The organism is Nonomuraea sp. NPDC049725, assembly GCF_040674795.1.
Taxonomy (GTDB): Bacteria; Actinomycetota; Actinomycetes; order Streptosporangiales; family Streptosporangiaceae; genus Nonomuraea; species Nonomuraea ceibae.
In genome coordinates this window covers 693,925-713,706 of the sequence record NZ_JBFANJ010000002.1, presented here as the reverse complement: position 1 = coordinate 713,706, position 19,782 = coordinate 693,925, and the positions used below count along the sequence as shown (strand labels likewise).

Annotated in this window: 5 protein-coding genes; all 5 read left to right on the top strand. The window is 74.1% G+C overall.

The features are described from left to right. Positions 1–63: 63 nt before the first annotated feature. Positions 64–1,899, top strand: coding sequence for a BTAD domain-containing putative transcriptional regulator (locus AB0J53_RS07610; protein WP_364169662.1), 1,836 nt, complete (start codon positions 64–66; stop codon positions 1,897–1,899). Between the two features lie 111 nt (positions 1,900–2,010). Further along, complete coding sequence (locus AB0J53_RS07605; RefSeq protein ID WP_364169659.1) at positions 2,011–2,220, top strand: MbtH family NRPS accessory protein; 210 nt, start codon at positions 2,011–2,013, stop codon at positions 2,218–2,220. 68 nt (positions 2,221–2,288) lie between these two features. Next, the gene (locus AB0J53_RS07600) at positions 2,289–13,328 is read left to right on the top strand and encodes an amino acid adenylation domain-containing protein (protein WP_364169656.1); all 11,040 of its coding nucleotides are present in this window, start codon (positions 2,289–2,291) and stop codon (positions 13,326–13,328) included. A 10-nt stretch (positions 13,329–13,338) separates the two neighbouring features. Beyond that, positions 13,339–18,450 carry an amino acid adenylation domain-containing protein gene (locus AB0J53_RS07595; protein WP_364169653.1) on the top strand — a complete coding sequence of 1,704 codons (5,112 nt, stop codon included), beginning with the start codon at positions 13,339–13,341 and terminating at the stop codon, positions 18,448–18,450. Next, entirely contained in the window at positions 18,447–19,754 is a 1,308-nt protein-coding gene (locus AB0J53_RS07590; protein WP_364169650.1) for an MFS transporter, read from the top strand. Before AB0J53_RS07595 ends, AB0J53_RS07590 begins: the two co-directional genes overlap by 4 nt. Positions 19,755–19,782: the final 28 nt, after the last annotated feature.

Genomic DNA, 19,782 nt, shown 5'->3' with positions numbered 1-19,782 from the left:
GAGACGAGCTTCGTGATGAAAGGTGATGGGGTGCTGCACTTTCGCATACTCGGCCCGATAACGGTGAGCGGGGCGTCGGGCCCGGTCGAACTCAGCGCCACCAAAATCCGTACGCTGCTGGCGATCCTCCTGCTGTCGCGCTCGCGCATCGTGTCGGACTCCTGGATCGCGGAGATGCTGTGGGGGGAGGAGCTGCCCACCACCTCCGAGGCGCAGATCCAGATCTACGTCTCGCGGCTGCGGCAGAAGCTCGGCGTCTCCATCACCCGGCAGCGGCCCGGCTACCTCATGGAGGCCGACCCGGACGCGGTGGACCTGCTCGTCTTCGAGAAGCTCACCCGGCAGGGCAGGCACCTGCTGGAGAAGGGGGCGGCGGGCGAGGCGGCGCGCGTGCTGGGCGAGGCGCTGGCGCTCTGGCGCGGCCCGGCGCTGTCCGGCGCCACCGACCTGCTCACCGCCGTGGAGCGGCCCCGCCTGGAGGAGGCCAAGCTCGCCACCCTGGAGGACCGCGTCGACGCCGACCTGCTCCTGGGCCGGCACAGTGGCCTGGTGTCGGAGCTGACCGGGCTGGTGTCCAGGCACCCGTGGCGCGAGCGCCTGCGCGGCCAGCTCATGCTGGCCCTGCACCGCTCGGGCAGGCAGGCCGACGCGATCAACGTCTACGAGGACCTGCGCGGCCTGCTCGCCGACGATCTGTCCACCGAGCCCGGCCAGGAGCTGCGCGAGCTGTACGGCAAGGTGCTCGTCGGCGACCCGGCGCTCGACGCGGCGGGGGAGCGCGCGACGGTCACCACGCGCCTGCGCCCCGGCCAGCTCCCGCCCGACGTGGGCGACTTCACCGGCAGGTCCGCGGAGTCCGCCGAGCTCAGCGCCTCGCTCGGCAGCAAGGGCGGCCAGGGCGTCACGGTGGGCTCGGTCGTCGGCGGCATGGCCGGGGTGGGCAAGACCGCGCTGGCCGTCCACGTCGCCTACCAGGTCCTCGACCGCTACCCGGACGGGCAGCTCTTCGTCGACCTCGGCGGGCTGCGGGCCCGCCCGGTGTCGCCGTTCGACGCGCTCGGCGAGATGCTGCTGTCGCTCGGCGTGGACGCCTCGGCGGTGCCCGCCTCGTTCGAGGAGCGCGTCCGCCTCTACCGGAGCCGGATGATCCACCAGCGGATCATGGTGGTGCTCGACGACGCGGCCGGCGAGCAGCAGGTCCGGCCGCTGCTGCCGCCGGGCCCGAGGAGCGCCGTCCTGGTGACCGGCCGGACGCGGCTGGTGCTCGCCGGGATGCCGGCACTGGACCTGGACGTGCCGGCCGAGCGGCACGCCGTCGACCTGCTCGGCCGGATCATCGGCGCCCACCGCGTCCAGGCGGAGCCGGAGGAGGCCGCGCGCATCGCCGCGTTCTGCGGCCGGCTGCCGCTGGGCGTCCGCCTGGCCGGCATGCGCCTGGTGGCCAAGCCGCACTGGTCGCTGGGCCAGCTCGCCCAGCGGCTGGCCGACCCCCGGCAGCGGCTGGCGGAGCTGGGCGCCGCCGACGCCACGCTCAGGGACCGGCTGGGCCGCAGCTACCTGGCGCTGGCGCCGGACACCCAGCGGGCCCTGCGGCTGCTCGTGCTGCTCGACGTGCCCGCCTTCACGCTGTGGATGGCGGCCGTCGTCCTCGACACCAAGGTCACCCGGGCCCGCGACCTGGTCGAGCAGTTGCTGGACGCCCGGCTGCTGGAGAGCGTGCCCGGCACGCACGGGATGTCCGCGCAGTACCGCTTCCACCCGCTGGTCCGCGCGCTCGCGCTGGACTTCGCCGTGCGGGAGGACTCCTCACTGGACCGCCAGGCGGCCCTGGCCCGGATGACGGCCGCCTCCATCCAGATGGACGGCATCGGCTTCCGCGAGATCGCCCCGGCCCAGTGATCAAGAAAGACCAGTAATCGGGAGACGTCCGTATAGGGCGGATATGGCGGAGGTGTCGAGACTCCTCGCGACAACGCCGGCGCACCGGCGCCGCGCAGCGAGGAGTTCCCCATGACCGAGCAGCGAACCGCCGCCCCGTTCCTCGTCGTGCTCAACGACGAGGAACAGCATTCGATCTGGTGGGCCGACCGGGCTCTCCCGGCCGGCTGGAGACCCGAGGGGTTCACCGGGACCCGCGAGGAATGCCTCGCCCACATCGGGCGCGTGTGGACCGACATGCGCCCCGCGAGCCTGCGCCGTGAGACGGGCGCCCCCGTATAGGGCCCGTATAGGCGCTGATCCAAGGCTCGTTCTCTGATGGCCGACCACCTGTCTAGGGAGCAACGGGGATGAGCAACGAGCCAGTCTCGAATTCCGCTCGTGAGGAGCTGATCCGCCGGAGCCTTGAAGCCCGGCGAGCGCGCCGGGGATCACCCGCCGCGGGCATACCCCTGGCCGATCGCAACGCGCGTCTTCCGCTGTCGTTCGGCCAGCAGCAGCTCTGGTTCCTCAACCGGCTGGAGACCAGCAACCCGGAGTACCTCGTCCCCGTCGCGTGGCGGCTGCGCGGGCCGCTCGACGTGGCCGCCCTGGTGGAGGCGTGGCGGGAGGTGCTCGCCCGGCACGAGATCCTGCGCACCCGCTACCGCATGGCCGGGACCGAGCCCGTCCAGGTCGTCGACGCCCCCGGTGACCTGCGGCTGACGTCGCTGGACCTGTCCGCCCGCGAGGACCGGGACGCCGCCGTCGCCGAGCTCAGCGAGCGGGAGGCGCTGGCCCCGTTCGACCTGGAGCACGAGTGGCCGGTCCGGGCCACGCTGGCCCGGCTGGCCGACGACGACCACGCGCTGATCGTCGTCCTGCACCACATCGCCTGCGACGCCTGGTCGCTGGCCGTCCTGACCGCCGAGCTCGGCGAGCTGTACGCGGCCCGCCACGAGGGACGCCCGCCGACGCTGCCCCCGCTGGCCGTCCAGTACGCCGACTACGCGGCCTGGGAACGCGCCCAGGACTCCGAGCACCAGCGGCACCTGCGCTACTGGCGGCAGCGCCTGGACGGCATGGAGCCGCTCGACCTGCCCGCCGACCGGCCCCGGCCGGGCCACCGCGACCCCGCCGGGGACGTCCTCGGCTTCGAGATCCCCGGCGACCTGGCCGCCCGGCTCCGCGAACTGGCCCGCGACCGCGGCACCACGCTGTTCACCGTCCTGCTGACCGCCTTCCACGTGCTGCTCTCGCGCTACACCGGCAAGACCGACATCCCGGTGGGCACGATGGTCTCCGGCCGCTCCCGCCCCGAGCTGCGCGAGCTGATCGGCTACGGCATCAACAGCCTCGTCCTGCGCGCCCGCTGGGACGACGACGCCGCCTTCCAGGACCTGCTCGCCGACGCCCACGGCATGGTCGCCGACGCCTTCGACCACCAGGGCATCCCGTTCGCCCTCCTGGTGGACGAGCTGCAGCCGCAGCGCGACATGTCCAGGACCCCGCTGTTCCAGGTCGCCTTCACCCTGCAGCAGGGAGAGAAGGCCGGGCTGCGGCTGCCCGGCCTCACGGTCGCGCCGATCCCCGGCTCCTCCCGCTTCTCCCGCTTCGACCTGACCCTCCTGGTGGACGAGAGCGAGCACGACAGGCTGCCGGCCAAGCTGGAGTACGCGACCGCCCTGTTTGACCGGGACACCATGACGCGGATGGCCGGCAACTACGTGCGGCTCCTCCGGGCGGTCGCCGCCGACCCCGCCGCGCGGGCGGCCACGCTCGGCTTCATCGGCGCCGAGGAGCGCGCGCTGCAGATCGGCGCCGCCGAGCAGCCGGTCATCGACGGCCGCGTCCACGAGCTGTTCGAACGGCAGGCCGCCCGCACCCCCGGCGCGACCGCCGTCGTGTTCGGGCAGACCCGGCTCACCTACGCCCAGCTCAACGCCGAGGCCAACCGGCTGGCCCGCCACCTGCGCACCCTGGGCGCCGGGCCCGGCTCGCTGGTCGGCGTGTGCCTGGACAACGACCTCGCCCTCGTCCCCGCCCTGCTCGCGGTCCTCAAGTGCGGCGCCGCCTACCTGCCGCTGGACCCCGCCCAGCCGGCCGACCGGCTCGGCTTCATGGTCACCGACGCGGCCGCCCCCGTGCTCGTCACCTCGGCCGCCCGCGCCCGTACCGTCGCCGGGTTCTACGAGGGCACGATCGTGGACGTCGACCGGGACCGCGAGCTCATCGCCGGCCACTCCGGCGACGACCTCGCCGTCCCCGGCACGGCCGACGACCTGATCTACGTCATCTACACCTCCGGCTCGACCGGGCGGCCCAAGGGCGTGTGCCTGTCCCACGCCAACGTGGTCCGGCTGTTGCGGAGCGCCGAGCGGCACTACCGCTTCTCCGCGGCCGACGTGTGGCCCCTGTGCCACTCCTACGCCTTCGACGTGTCCGTGTGGGAGCTGTGGGGCTCGCTGCTGTACGGCGGCACCCTCGTCGTGCCGCCCCGCGAGGTGACCCGTTCCCCCGAGGACCTGCTCGCCCTGCTGGCCGAGCACGGGGTGACCGTGCTCAACCAGACGCCGTCGGCCTTCCGCGGCCTGGTCGGCCTCGCCCGGCAGGGCCACCCGGGCCTCGACCGGCTGAGACTGCGCGCGGTCGTGTTCGCCGGGGAGAAGCTGGAGATCTCCGAGCTGGAGCCGTGGGTCGCCAGGTTCGGCCTGCGTGGCCCCGTCCTGGTCAACATGTACGGCATCACCGAGACGACCGTGCACACCACCTACCACGAGGTGAACGAGGCCGACCTGCGGCCGGGCGCCGGCAACGCCGTGGGCCGCCCGCTCGCCGACCTGCGTGTCCACCTGCTGGACCAGTGGGGGAACCTGGTGCCGATCGGCGTCCCCGGCGAGATCCACGTCGGCGGGCCCGGCGTCGCCCGCGCCTACCTCAACCGGCCGGCGCTCACCGCCGAGAAGTTCGTCCCCGACCCCTTCGGCGCGCACCCGGGCGCCCGCATGTACCGCAGCGGCGACCTGGCCCGCAGGCTCCCCGACGGCAGCCTCGAATTCCTCGGCCGCATCGACCACCAGGTCAAGCTGCGCGGCTACCGCATCGAGCTGGGCGAGATCGAGACCGTGCTCACCCGGCACCCCGGCATCAGCGAGGCTGTCGTCCTGCTCAGGGAGAGCGGCTCCGCCGGGGACAAGCAGCTCGTCGGCTACCTGATCAGTGACGGCGGCGACGTCCCGCCCCCGGCGGAGCTGCGCGAGTTCCTCGCCCGCGACCTGCCCGAGTACATGGTCCCCTCGGCCTTCGTCGTGCTGGACCGCTTCCCGCTGACCAACAACGGCAAGCTCGACCGCGCCGCCCTGCCCGCGCCCGGCCGCGCCGAACTGGGCACCCGGGGCGACTACCTGGCCCCCCGCGACAGCGTGGAGGAGCGGATCGCCGCCATCTGGAGCGACGTGCTCGGCGTGGACAAGGTCGGCGTGCACGACGGGTTCTTCGACATCGGCGGCGACTCGATCCGCGCGGTGGCGCTCGCGGGCGCGCTGCGCGAGGCCGGGTTCGACGTCGGCGTCAGCGACCTGTTCGAGCACCGCAGCGTCGCCGCGCTGGCCGCCGCCGTCGGCGCGCCCCAGGACGACGCGCCCGAACAGGGGTACGTGCGGCCGTTCGAGCTGATCTCGCCGGCGGACCGGGCCAAGGTCCCCGCCGGGGTCGCCGACGCGTACCCGCTCTCCCGGGTGCAGGCCGGGATGGTCGCCGAGATGATGGCCGACCAGGAGCTGCGCGTCTACCACAACGCCACGTCGTTCCGGATCCGCGACGGGGCGCCGTTCTCCCCCGAGGCGTTCCGTGAGGCGGCCGCGATCCTCGTCGCCCGCCACGAGGCGCTGCGCACGGCCATCGACATGACCACGTACAGCGTGCCGATGCAGCTCGTCCACCGGGAGGCGGAGATGTCCGTCACCACGGCGGACCTCGGCGACCTCGACGACGCCGGCATCGATCGGGCGATGCGCGCCTACGTCGAGGCCGAGCGGGCCCGCCCGTTCGAGGACCTGGGCCGGCCGTGCCTGATCCGGCTGGCCGCCCACACCTGCGCGGACGGCTCGTGGTGGCTGTCGGTCACCGAGCACCACGCGGTGATGGAGGGCTGGAGCCACCACTCGATGCTGATGGACCTGCTGGGCTGCTACCGGCGGCTGCGCGACGGCGCCGAGCCGGAGCCGTGGGAGGCCCCCCGGCTGCGTTACGCCGACTTCATCGCCGCCGAGCTGCGCTCGCTGGAGTCGGAGGAGAGCCGGGCTTACTGGCGCGACATCGTCCGTGGCCACCCGAAGTTCGCCGTGACGCCCGGAACGGGCGAGGCCGAGCGGAGCAGCCACACGGCCGTCGTCTCCTTCCTCGACCTGGAGCCCGGGCTGCGCGCGCTGGCGGACGCCGCCGGCGCCCCGATGAAGAGCGTGCTGCTGGCCGCGCACCTCAAGGTGCTCAGCCAGCTCACCGAGGAGGAGTCGTTCCTGGCGGGCGTGGTGTTCCACGGCAGGCCCGAGGTGACCGGCGCGGAGCACGTGTACGGCATGTACCTCAACACGCTGCCGTTCGCCCACGAGACCGGCGCCCGGACCTGGCGGGACCTCGTCGAGCGGACCTTCGCCGGCGAGCGCACGATGTGGCGGCACCGCCAGTTCCCGATGCCCGCGATCCAGGAGCTGGCCGGTGGCGGGCGGCTGCTGGACACCATGTTCGTCTACCTGGACTTCCACCAGGTCGACACCGGGCTGGTGGACTACCTGGCCAGCATCGACGACAGCCCGACGGAGTTCCCGCTCGGCGTGGCGGTGCGCGTCGGGCACATCGGGATCAGCGTCGACACCAGCGTCATCAGCAGGGCCGACGCCGACAGGCTGACCCAGATGTACCGCAAGGTGCTCGCCGCGATGGCGGCGGACCCCGGCGGCGACGCCGTCGCCACGTTCCTGCCCGACGGCGACGAGGCGCTGATGGCCGCCTTCAGCGGCGACGAGCAGATCACCGCGCCGGCCGCGCGGGTGCACGAGCTGTTCGAACGGCAGGCCGCGCGCACCCCGGACGCCGTCGCCGTCGTGTCCGGCGGCACCGAGCTGACCTACGCCGAGCTCGACCGGCGCGCCAACCGCTGCGCCCACCGCCTCATCGAGCTGGGCGCCGGGCCGGAGACGCTGGTCGGCGTGTGCCTCGACCGGGGCCCCGACCTCGTGCCCACCCTGCTCGGCGTGCTCAAGTCCGGCGCCGCGTACCTGCCGCTGGACCCGCAGCAGCCGCACGAGCGGGTGAACTACATCCTGGCCGACTCCGGCGCGCCGATCGTGATCACCGACGAGGGCCGCGCCGCGGACCTGCGCGGCGCGCTCGTCCTCGGCGACGTGTCAGGCTACCCCGGCACCGCCCCGGCCGCGCCGGGATCGGCCGGCGACCTGTGCTACGTCATCTACACCTCGGGCTCGACCGGACGGCCGAAGGGCACCGGCGTCACCCACGCCAACGTCACGAGCCTGTTCGAGGCCACCGCGCGGCACTTCGACTTCGGCCTCGGCGACGTGTGGACCCTGTTCCACTCCTACGCCTTCGACTTCTCCGTCTGGGAGCTGTGGGGCGCGCTCTTCCACGGAGGCACGGTCGTCGTGCCGTCCCTCGAACAGGTGCGCTCCCCGGACGACTTCGTCGACCTGCTGGTCCGCCACCGGGTGAGCGTGCTGAACCAGACGCCGTCGGCGTTCCGCTCGCTCGTCGCCCTGGCCAGGGACGGCGACCCCCGGCTGGACCGGCTGGCCCTGCGCTACGTGGTGTTCGGCGGCGAGAAGCTGGAGATCGCCGAGCTGCGGCCGTGGACGTCCCGGTTCGGGCTGTCCCGGCCGGCCCTGGTGAACATGTACGGCATCACCGAGACGACCGTGCACACCACGTTCCACCGGATCACCGAGGCCGACCTGGAGCCGGGCGCGGGCAACCCGATCGGCAGGCCGCTGGCCGACGGCCGGGTCCACCTGCTCGACCGGCACGGCGCCCCGGTCCCGGTCGGCACGCCCGGCGAGATCCACATCAGCGGCCTGGGCGTGGCGCGCGGCTACCTCGGCAACCCCGCGCTGACCGCGCAGCGGTTCGTGCCGGACCCGTTCGGCGACGGCGGCGTGCTCTACCGCAGCGGCGACCTGGGCCGGTGGCGCCCCGACGGCACCCTGGAGTTCCTCGGCCGCGCCGACGACCAGGTCAAGCTGCGCGGCTACCGGATCGAGCTGGGCGAGATCTCCTCGGCGCTGGCCGCGCACCCGGCGGTCGCGGAGGCCGCGACCGTCCTGGAGGGCGGCGCCGACCCGAGGCTCGTGTCGTACGTGGTGGCCGGGCCGGAGACGGACGTCGCCGAGCTGCGCGGGTTCGTGTCCGGGCGGCTGCCCGGCTACATGGTCCCGTCGGTGATCATGGTGATCGACCGGCTGCCCGTGACGGCCAACGGGAAGCTGGACCGCCGGGCGCTGCCCGCGCCGGAGGCGGCCGCCCCGGTCGTCAGCCGCGCGCCGCGCACACCCCGCGAACAGGTGCTGTGCGACCTGTTCGCCGAGGTCCTGGGCGTCGAGCGGGTGGGCATCGACGACGGCTTCTTCGACGCGGGCGGCAACTCGCTGTCGGCCGTCCGCCTGGTGTCCAGGGCGCGCGCCGTGCTCGGCGTGGAGCTGCCGATCCGGCTGGTCTTCGAGGCACCGACGGTCGCCGCGCTGGCCGGGCACCTGGCCGAGGCGTCCGGGCGCGTCCAGCCGCCGCTGCGGCCCGTGGCCAGGCCCGACGTGCTGCCGCTGTCGTTCGCGCAGCGCAGGCTGTGGTTCCTCAACCGCATGGAGGGCCCGAACGCGACCTACAACATCCCCGCCGCGCTGCGGCTGACCGGGTCGCTGGACGCCGGCGCGCTGCGGCAGGCGTTCGCGGACGTGCTGGCCAGGCAGGAGAGCCTGCGCACCGTGTTCCCGGAGGTGGACGGGGTGCCGCGCCAGGAGATCGTGCCGGACGCCGCGATCGACCTGCCGTGCGCCGACGTCGAACCCGGGCGGCTCCGCGCGGTGCTGACCGAGGCGGCCGCCGAGGGCTTCGACCTGGCCACCGAGCTGCCCGTCCGCGCCCGGCTGTTCCGGCTGTCGGCCGAGGAGAACGTGCTGCTCATCGTCGTGCACCACATCGCGGGCGACGCCCTGTCGATGGGCCCGCTCGCCCGCGACCTGGCGGCGGCCTACTCCGCCCGCGTGCGCGGCACGGCCCCCGGATGGGAGCCGCTGCCCGTCCAGTACGCCGACTACGCCCTGTGGCAGCGGGAGGTGCTCGACTCGGCCGACGAGCTGGTCGCGTACTGGTCGAAGACGCTGGCCGGGCTGCCCGACGAGATCGCGCTGCCCGCCGACCGGCCGCGCCCCGCCGTGTCGTCGCACCGGGGCGCGTCCGCCGAGCTGCGCGTCGACGCCGAAACCCACCGGGCGCTGGCCGCCGTCGCGGCCGAGCACCGGGTCACCCTGTTCATGGCGCTGCAGGCCGGGCTGGCCGCGCTGCTCACCCGGCTGGGCGCCGGCACCGACATCCCGATCGGCTCCCCGGTCGCCGGCCGCACCGACCAGGCGCTCTCCGACCTGGTGGGGTTCTTCGTGAACACGCTGGTGCTGCGCAACGACACCTCGGGCAACCCGTCGTTCCGCGAGCTGCTGGCGCGGGTCAGGGAGACCGACCTCGGCGCCTTCGCCCACCAGGACCTGCCCTTCGAGCGGCTGGTCGACCTGGTCGCGCCGGAGCGGTCGGCGGGCCGCCACCCGCTGTTCCAGGTGATGCTCAGCCTCGCGCCGGACGAGCACGCCACGCTAGACCTGCCCGGCCTCGACGTCGCCCCGGTGCCGTTCGAGGAGGGCGTGGCCAAGTTCGACCTGCTCGTCCAGCTCACCGAGCACCGCACCGCCACCGGCGACCCGGCCGGGCTGAGCGGCGAGCTGAACTACGCCACCGACCTGTTCGACGCGGCCACCGCGCGGCGGCTGGCCACGCTGCTGGGCCGGCTCCTCACCGCCGTCGCCGCCGACCCCGACCGGCCGCTCGGCCACACCGCGCTGCTCACGGACGGCGAGCTGGAGCAGGTCCTGGTCCGCTGGAACGACACCGCCCGGCCCGGGATCGCGCGGACGCTGCCCGAGCTGTTCGAGGCCGCCGCCGCCCGCACCCCCGGCGCGCCGGCGCTGGTCCTCGGCGACACCGAGCTGACCTACGCGCAGCTCGACGCCCGCGCCAACGGCCTGGCCAAGGCGCTGATCGAGCGCGGCGCGGGCGCCGAACGGCTGATCGCCGTGCTCGCCCCCGCCTCCGTCGAACTGGTGGTGGCGCTCCTCGCCGTCGCCAAGTCCGGATCCGCGTACGTCCCGATCGACCCGGACCACCCGGACGCGCGGATCGCCCAGGTGCTGGCCGCCGCCGAGCCCGCGTTCGTGCTGGCCGCGCCCGGCCTGGCCGCCCGCGTCCCGGATGGCCACGCCGTCGTGCCGATCGAGGACGTCCCCGCCACGGCGGACAACCCGCGCCCGCCGATCGCGCTGGACCAGCCCGCCTACGTCATCTACACCTCGGGCTCCACCGGGACGCCCAAGGGCGTCGTGGTCACCCACCGCGGGCTGGCGTCCCTGGCCGCCGACAACATCGAGCGGTACGGGATCACCGGCACGTCGCGGGTGCTGCAGTTCGCCTCCTTCGGGTTCGATGCCTCCGTCGCCAACATGCTGATGGCGTGGGCGGCGGGCGCCGCGCTCGTCCTGCGCCCGCTGGACTGCCTGGGCGGCGACCGGCTCGCCGAGCTGATCGACGGCGCCGGCGTGACCCACGCGGTGCTGCCGCCCCAGGTCCTGGCGACCCTGCCCGAGCGCCCGTACCCGAGCTGGGAGACCGTGGTCACGGCGGGGGAGGCGTGCTCCGCCGAGGTGGTCGCCCGCTGGGCGCCCGGGCGCCGCATGTTCAACGCCTACGGCCCCACCGAGTTCACCGTGGCCGCGCTGGTCGCCGCCGCGCCGCCCGGCGCCGCCCCGCCGATCGGCACGCCGCTGCTCAACGCGCACGTGTACGTGCTGGACGAGCACTTCCAGCCGATGCCCGTGGGCGTGCCCGGCGAGCTGTACCTGGCGGGCGACGGGCTGGCGCGCGGCTACCTGCACCGGCCGGACCTGACCGCCGACCGGTTCGTGCCCTGCCCGTTCGGCGCGCCCGGCGAGCGGATGTACCGCACCGGCGACGTCGTCCGGTGGCGCGAGGACGGGCAGGTGGAGTTCCTCGGCCGCGCCGACGAGCAGGTCAAGATCCGCGGCTTCCGGATCGAGCCCGGCGAGGTCGAGGCGGTGCTGAACGAGCGCGCCGACGTCACCACCAGCGTCGTCGTGGCGCGCGAGGACCAGCCGGGCGTCAAGCGCCTGGTCGCCTACGTCGTCCCGGCGGGGGAGGCGGCGAGCCCGGACGAGCTGCGCGCCCACCTGGCCGCCCTGCTGCCGGACTACCTCGTCCCGTCGGCGGTCATGCACCTCGACGCGATCCCGCTGACCCCCAACGGCAAGCTCGACCGCCGGGCGCTGCCCGAGCCGTGGTCGCGGAACCTGGCCGCGCACCGCGCCCCCCGCACCCCGCAGGAGGAGCTGCTGTGCGGCCTGGTCGCCGACGTGCTCGGCCTGGAGCGGGTCGGCCTCGACGACGGGTTCTTCGAGCTCGGCGGCGACAGCATCATGACGATCCAGCTCGCGGCGCGGGCGCACCGGGCGGGCTGGCAGCTGACGCCCCGGGACGTCTTCACCCACCGGACGATGGAGGCGCTGGCCGCCGCCATGCGGCCGGCTCCGGCCGGGGTCACCGAGGACCCCGCGGAGGCCGTCGGCGACGTGCCGCTCACGCCCATCATCGCCTGGCTGGCCGAGCGGCACGGCTCGATCGACGCCCACCACCAGTCGGCGTTCCTGCCCACGCCTCCGGGCGTCCGCCTGGACCTGGTCACCCAGGGGCTCCAGGCGCTGCTCGACCACCACGACGCCCTGCGGATGCGGCTGTCGCGGACGGACGGGCAGTGGCGGCTCACGGTGCCGGAGAAGGGCGCCCTCGACGCCGCGACCTGCGTACGCCGGGTGGACGCGACCGGCCTTGACGGGGGCGGGCTGGACGCGGGCGGGCTGGACGGCGGCGGGCTGGACGGGGGCGGGCTCGACGAGGCCGCGCTCGCCCGGCACGGGCACGCGGCCGTGGCCGGCCTGGACGTGGACGCGGGCGTCATGGTGCGCGCCGTCTGGTTCGACCACGGCCCGGACCGCGAGGGCCGGCTGCTGCTGGTGCTGCACCACCTGGTCGTCGACGGCGTCTCCTGGCGGATCCTGCTGCCCGACCTGCACGCCGCCTGGACGGCGCTGGCCGCCGGCGAGCCGGTCGAGCTGGACCCGGTGCCGTCCTCGTTCCGCCGGTGGGCGCGGCGCCTGCGCGAGCTGGCCGGCGACCCGGCCAGGGAGGCGCAGCTCCCGTTCTGGACCGACGTGCTCGCCACGCCGGACCCCCTCCTCGGCAGCCGCCCGCTCGACCCGGTGCGCGACACCTCCGACCGGACGGCCGACGTGCGCGTGACCCTGCCAGCCGAGGTGACGGAACCGCTGCTGACCAGCGTGCCCGCGGCCTTCCACGGGCGCGTCAACGACGTCCTGCTCACCGGGCTCGGGCTCGCCGTCTCGCAGTGGCGGTCCCGGCGCGCGGCGGCCCCGGCCGCGCCGACCGCCGTCCTGCTGGACCTGGAAGGACACGGCCGCGAGGACATCGCCGGCGACGTCGACCTGTCGCGCACGGTCGGCTGGTTCACCAGCCTCTTCCCCGTGGCCGTCGACCCCGGCCCGGCCGACTGGGCGGCCGTCCGCGCCGGCGAGCCGGCCGTCGGCCTGGCCATGAAGCGGGTCAAGGAACAGCTCCGCGCCGTCCCCGAGAACGGCATCGGCTTCGGGATGCTGCGCCACCTCAACCCCGGCACCGCGCCCCGGCTGGCCGGGCTGCCCGCCCCGCAGATCGCCTTCAACTACCTCGGCCGGATCCAGCGCGCCGGCGAGGAGGCGCCGCCCGCGGCCCCCCGCCCGCGGCTGGCCGTGGGGCACCCGCTGGAGATCAACGCCGTCACGTACGACCTGCCCGCCGGCCCGCGGCTGGAGGCCACGTGGACCTTCCCGGCGGACTGGATCGACAGGAAGGACGTGGAAGAACTCGCCGAGCTGTGGACCGAGGCCCTGCGGGGCCTGGTCACGCACGTGCGGCGGGGTGACGCGGGCGGCCACACCCCGTCCGACCTGCCGCTGCTCGAACTGAGCCAGGAAGAAATTGACGATCTTGCCACCGAATGGGACAACGAATGAGAGTCCGCTCATGAAGCGCCGAGGTCTGGCCGATTACCTGCCCCTGTCGCCGCTCCAGGAGGGAATGCTGTTCCATTCCCTCTACGACCACGACGCCGTCGACGTCTACATGCCGCAGACGGTCCTGGAGTTCCACGGCGAGCTCGACATCGAGGCGCTGCGCGTCGCCGTCCGCGCCCTGCTGGAACGCCACGTCAACCTGAAGGCCTGCTTCCGCACCCGCAAGAACCGGGGCGCGCCGGTGCAGTTGATCCCCGTCGACGTGGAGGTGCCGCTGCGCCGGATCGAGCTGGCCGACCTGCCCGAGGCCGACCGGGACGCCGAGCTGGAACGGCTGCTCCTGGCCGACCAGGCCGAGCGGTTCGACCTGGCGAAGCCGCCGCTGCTGCGGATCATGGTGATCCGCTGCGCCGAGGGCAGGACGCTGCTGGTGCTCACGCACCACCACATCCTGATGGACGGCTGGTCGGCGCCGCCGCTGTTCAGGGACCTGCTCACCCTCTACCGGCAGCACGGCGACCCGGCCGGGCTGCCGCCGGTGACCCCGTACAAGACCTACCTGGAGTGGCTGGCGCGGCAGGACGCCGACGCGGGGCGGCAGGCGTGGACGCGGGAGCTCCAGGGCCTGGACGAGCCGACGCTCGTCGTGCCGGAGCTCGGCGACCACATCCCGGGGCTGCCCGGCACGGTCACGGCCACGCTGAGCGCCGAGCTCACCGACGGCCTCACCCGGCAGGCGCGCCGGGCCGGGCTCACGGTCAACACCGTGGTCCAGGGCATCTGGGGGCTGGCCCTGGCCCGGCTGCTGGGCCGCGACGACGTGGTGTTCGGCGCGACCGTCTCCGGCCGGCCGCCGGAGATCGCGGGCGTCGAGGACATGGTGGGCCTGTTCATCAACACGGTGCCCGTCCGGCTGCGGATCACGCCGGGCGACTCGCTCGCCGACGTGTGCGGCCGGCTCCAGCGCACCCAGGCCGAGCTGCTGCCCCACCACCATCTCGGCCTGGTCGAGATCCAGAGGCTGGCCGGCGGCGGGACGCTGTTCGACACGCTGATGGTGTTCGAGAACTACCCGCCGGCGACCGACGCCGACCGCGACATGGGCGCGATGGTGAGCGTCGTGGGCACGGCGGGCACCGACGCCACCCACTACCCGCTGTCGCTCGCCGTGGCCCCCGGCACCGGCCTGGAGCTGCGGCTGGACTACCAGACCGACCTGTTCGAGCGGGAGTTCGCCGAGCGGGTCCTCGGCTGGCTGGTGCGGCTGGCGGAGTCGTTCGCCGACGACCCGGCCCGCCCGGTGTCCGGCGTGGACGTCCTGCACCCCGCCGAGCGCGAGCGGGTGCTGGTCACCAACAACGCCACCGCGCACGAGGTGCCGCGCGCCACCCTGCCCGAGCTGTTCGAGGCCCAGGCCGCCCGCACGCCCGACGCGGTCGCGGTCGTGTCCGGCGGCGCCGCGCTCACGTACGCGGAGCTCGACGCCCGCGCCGGCCGTCTCGCGGCCGAGCTCGCCGCGCGGGGGGCCGGGCCGGAGCGCCTGGTCGGCGTGGCGCTGCCGCGCTCGCCGGACCTGATCGTGGCGATCCTGGCGGTCCTCAAGTCGGGCGCCGCCTACGTGCCCGTCGACCCCGACTACCCGGCCGCCCGCATCGCCTACCTCGTGCGGGACGCCGCGCCCGCCGTCGTCGTCTCGCGCTCGGACGTGCTCGGCGGCGGCGACCTGCCCGACGGGGTCGACACCCTGCTGATCGACGGCGACCGCGCCGCCGACCCGCCCGCCGTCCGGCTGCCCGCGCCGGACCCGGCGAACCCCGCGTACGTGATCTACACTTCCGGGTCCACCGGGACGCCCAAGGGCGTCGTGGTCACCCACGCGAACGTGGCGAACCTGTTCCACGACCACCTGGCCGGCCTGTACCGCCCGCTCGCGGGCGACGGGCGGTTCCGGGTGGCGCTGGCCGCGTCGATCTCCTTCGACGCCTCGGTCGCCGGGCTGCTGTGGATGCTGGCCGGGCACGAGCTGCACGTCCTGGACGACGACTGCCGCTACGACCCCGCCGCGTTCGTCGCCTACGCGCGGGCCAACCGGCTCGACCTGGTCGACGTGACGCCGTCGTTCGCCGAGCAGCTCGTCGCCGCCGGCCTGCTGGCCGAGGCGCCCCCGAAGGTGCTGGTCGTGGGCGGCGAGCCGATGAGCGAGCCGCTGCTCGACGCCCTCGCGGGCGCCACCGGGACCGCCGTCTACAACTGTTACGGGCCGACGGAGGCCACGGTCGACGCGCTCTACCACCGGATGGCCGGAGAGCGCGAGCAGGTCATCGGCAGGCCGCTGTGGAACGTGCGCGCCTACGTGCTCGACGCCCACGGCCTGCCCGTGCCGATCGGGGTCACCGGCGAGCTGCACCTCGCGGGCGCCGGGGTGGCCAGGGGCTACCTCAACCGTCCCGGGCTCACGGCCGAGCGCTTCGTGCCCTGCCCGTTCGGCGCGCCGGGCGAGCGGATGTACCGCACCGGCGACCTGGTCCGCTGGCGCGACGACGGCACCGTGGAGTACCTGGGCCGCGCCGACGAGCAGGTCAAGATCCGCGGCTTCCGCGTCGAGCTCGGCGAGGTCGAGAACGCCCTGGTCCAGCACCCCGGCGTGGCGCAGGCCGTCGCCGTGGCGCGGGCGGACCAGCTCGTCGCCTACGTCGTCCCCTCGGGCGGCGACGACGACGCGGCCGGCCGCCAGGTCGAGGAGTGGCTGAAGCTCCACGAGTCCATCGAGCACACCGACCTGGAGGAGACCCCGTTCGGCACCGACTTCGGCGGCTGGGACTCCAGCTACACGGGGGAGCCGATCCCGCTCGACCAGATGGAGAGCTGGCGCGCCGCCGTGATCGCGCGCATCGCCGAGTACCGGCCCCGGCGCGTCCTGGAGATCGGCGTCGGCACCGGCCTGCTCCTGGCCAAGCTCGTGGACGACGTGGAGACCTACTGGGGCACCGACCTGTCGCCCTCCGCGATCGCGCTGCTCGGCGAGCACGTCAAGGCCCAGGGCCTGACCGACAAGGTACGGCTGCGCTCACAGCCCGCCGACGTGACCGACGGGCTGCCTGCCGGGTTCTTCGACACCGTGATCCTCAACTCGGTCGTCCAGTACTTCCCCAACGGCGCCTACCTGCGGCAGGTGCTCAACCAGGCGATCGACCTGCTCGCCCCGGGCGGCAGGCTGTTCGTCGGCGACGTCCGCCGCGGCGAGACCCTCCGCGCGCTGCACACCGCGATCCAGTTCGGCAGGGAGAACAAGGCCGCCGACCAGGCCATGCTCGCCGGCGTCGAGCGGGCGATGCGGCTGGAGCGGGAGCTGGTGATCGACCCCGAGTTCTTCACCACCCTGGCCGAGGAGAACGGCAGCGTCGGCGCCGTCGACATCCGGCTCAAGCGCGGCGCCGACCACAACGAGCTGACCCGGCACCGCTACGAGGTCGTGCTGCACAAGACGCCCGTCCCCGGCCGGTCCGTGGAGGCGGTGCCCGAGCTCGTCTGGGGCAGGGACGTGCACGGCCTCGGCGACCTGGACGGGCGCCTCGGCCGGCCGGTCCGCGTGACCGGCATCCCGAACGCGCGCCTGGTCAACGAGGTCGCCGCGGCGCAGGCGCTCACACAGGGCGTGTCGCCGGAGCTGGTGCGGGCGCAGCTGACCGCCCCCATCCCGGCCGCCGACCCCGAGGCGCTGCACGCCTGGGCGGCGAGGACCGGCCACTCCGTCTACCTGACCTGGTCGCGCGGACGGGCCGACGCCTTCGACGCGGTCTTCCTGCCGCACGCGGCGGCGCCGGCCGCGCTCGACGGCCTCTACCTGGCCCGGGAGGACAGGCGGTGGCCGGACACGGTCAACGACCCCGCAGGCGCGCGCCGCACCGGCGAGCTCGCCGTGTCGCTGCGGCGCTTCGCCGGCGAATGGCTGCCCGGCCACATGGTGCCCGCCGCGATCGTCGTGCTGGACGCTTTCCCGCTCACCGCCAACGGCAAGCTCGACCGGGCCGCGCTGCCCGCGCCCGACCTGTCCGGCCTGGTGTCGAGCGGCGAGCCGCGCAACGCCAGGGAGGAGACCCTCTGCCGGCTGTTCGCCGAGGTGCTGGGGCTGGACCGGGTCGGCGTCGACGACGGGTTCTTCGAGCTGGGCGGCAACTCGCTGCTCGCGATCCGGCTCGCCGCGCGGATCCGCTCGGTGCTGGGCCACGAGCTGCCGGTGCGCGTCGTGTTCGAGGCCCCGACCGCCGCGGCGCTCGCCCGGCGGCTGGGCTCCGACGCCAAGGACGCCGGGCTGGGGGTGCTGCTCCCGCTGCAAACCGGCGGGAGCCGGCCGCCGCTGTTCTGCGTGCACCCGGCGGGCGGCCTGGCCTGGCCCTACGCGCGGCTCATCGGGATGCTCGACGCGGACCAGCCCATCTACGGCATCCAGGCGCGCGGCATCGCCCAGCCGGACCTGAGCCCGCGCTCGATCGGCGAGATGGCCGCCGACTACGCCGAGCAGATGCGCACCGTCGCCCCCGAAGGCCCCTACCGCCTGCTGGGCTGGTCGTGGGGCGGCCGGATCGCCCACGAGGTCGCCGTGCACCTGCGCAGGTTCGGCCACGAGGTCGACCTGCTGGCGATGCTCGACGCCTACCCCGACGAGGAGCCGGGCGAGGTGCCGACCGAGGCCGAGTTCATCGGCAACATCCTGCGCGAGACCGGCGTCGACACCAGCGCCCTGGACGGCCGCCCGCTGTCGTTCGCGCTGCTGCGCGAGGTCCTCAGCGACATCGAGTCCCCCCTTCAGGCGATCAAGGACAACGGCGCGCCGCTGACGGACCTCGACGAGCCGACGTTGCGCTCGCTCTACCGCGTCTACCGCAACGAGGAGGGCATCGGGTCTCAGCCGCCGGACGCCGCCTTCGACGGCGACCTGCTGTTCTTCACGGCGGCTGAGGGCAAGCCGGTGGCATCGCCGGGCGAGCTGTGGCGGCCGTACGTCGCCGGGAGCATCAAGGAGTACGAGATTTCCTGCGCACACCACCAGATGGCCGATCCGGGCCCGCTGTCCGAGATCGCCGCCCTGCTGAAGGCCCACCTCGGGCAGGTGAACCGATGAGCGCCACCCAGTCGTCCGAGCCGGTCAAGAACCCGGTCGAGAGCCCCGTCGAAAGCTCCGTCGAGAACATCGTCCCGCTGGGCCGTAACCGGGACTTCATGCTCCTGTGGACCGGCGCCGGGTTCACCTCGCTCGGCGCCATGCTCACCATGACGGTCTACCCGCTGCTGGTGCTCTGGCAGACCTCGTCCACCGTGGCCACCGGCCTCATCGCGGCGGCGACCTCGCTGCCGCACCTGCTGGTCCAGGTGCCCGCGGGCGCGTTCGTCGACCGGTTCGACCGGCGGCGCCTGATGATCTTCTCGGACATCGGGTGCGTGGTCACGGCCGCCAGCGTGCTCGTCGCCGTCCTCGCCGACGCGATCTGGCTGCCCCACCTGATCATCGCCGCGTTCGTCCAGGGCAGCCTCAGCATCTTCTACGAGCTGGCCGAGCGCTCCGCCGTGCGCAACCTGGTGCACGAGAGCCAGGTGCCGGTGGCGCTGAGCCGCAACGAGGCCCGGATGCAGGGCGTGAACATGCTGGCAAACCCGCTGGGCAGCCTCCTGTTCAGCCTGGTGCGCTGGACGCCGTTCCTGCTCACCGTGGTCATGCACCTGGTCTCGCTGGTGCAGCTGCTGTTCATCCGCAAGAGCTTCCAGTCCGGCGACGCGCCGCCGCCGCGCGGCAGGCTGTACGCGGAGATCCGCGAGGGCGTCCAGTGGGTGTGGGGGCAGCCGTTCCTGCGGGCGGCGATGACGCTCATCTCCGCCAGCAACATGATTTTCATGGGGATGACGCTGACGCTGTTCGCCGTCATCCACGACGGCGGCTACTCGCCCGCCATCGTCGGCCTCGTCGTCACCGCGGGCGGCATCGGCGGCGTGGCCGGCGCGATGACCGCCACCATGTGGCGCCAGCGGGTGACCATGCGCACGCTCGTCTGCGGCGGGCTGTTCGTCTGGGCGATCTGCATCGCGCCGCTCGCGGTGGTCACCGACCCGTGGCCGCTGGCCGCGGTGTTCGCGCTCAACGGGTACGTGTCCGGCGTGTTCAACGTCGCCGGCTCCGTCTACACCATGCAGGTGACGCCCGACCACCTGTTCGGCCGCGTGCTGAGCGTGATGATGACGCTCGGCTCCGGCGCGAACTTCCTCGGCAGCCTGATCGCGGGCGCCGCGCTGAGCTGGTGGGGCGTGACGAACTCGGTGCTCGGCATGACCGCGCTGATGGGCCTGCTCGTCGTCGCCGCCGTGCTCAACCCGTCGGTCCGCGACGTCGTCAACACACCGCACGGAGGGCGGCTGCCGAGCGGCGGCGCGTGACCGCGCCCGTGCGTGAAGTCCCTGGCCG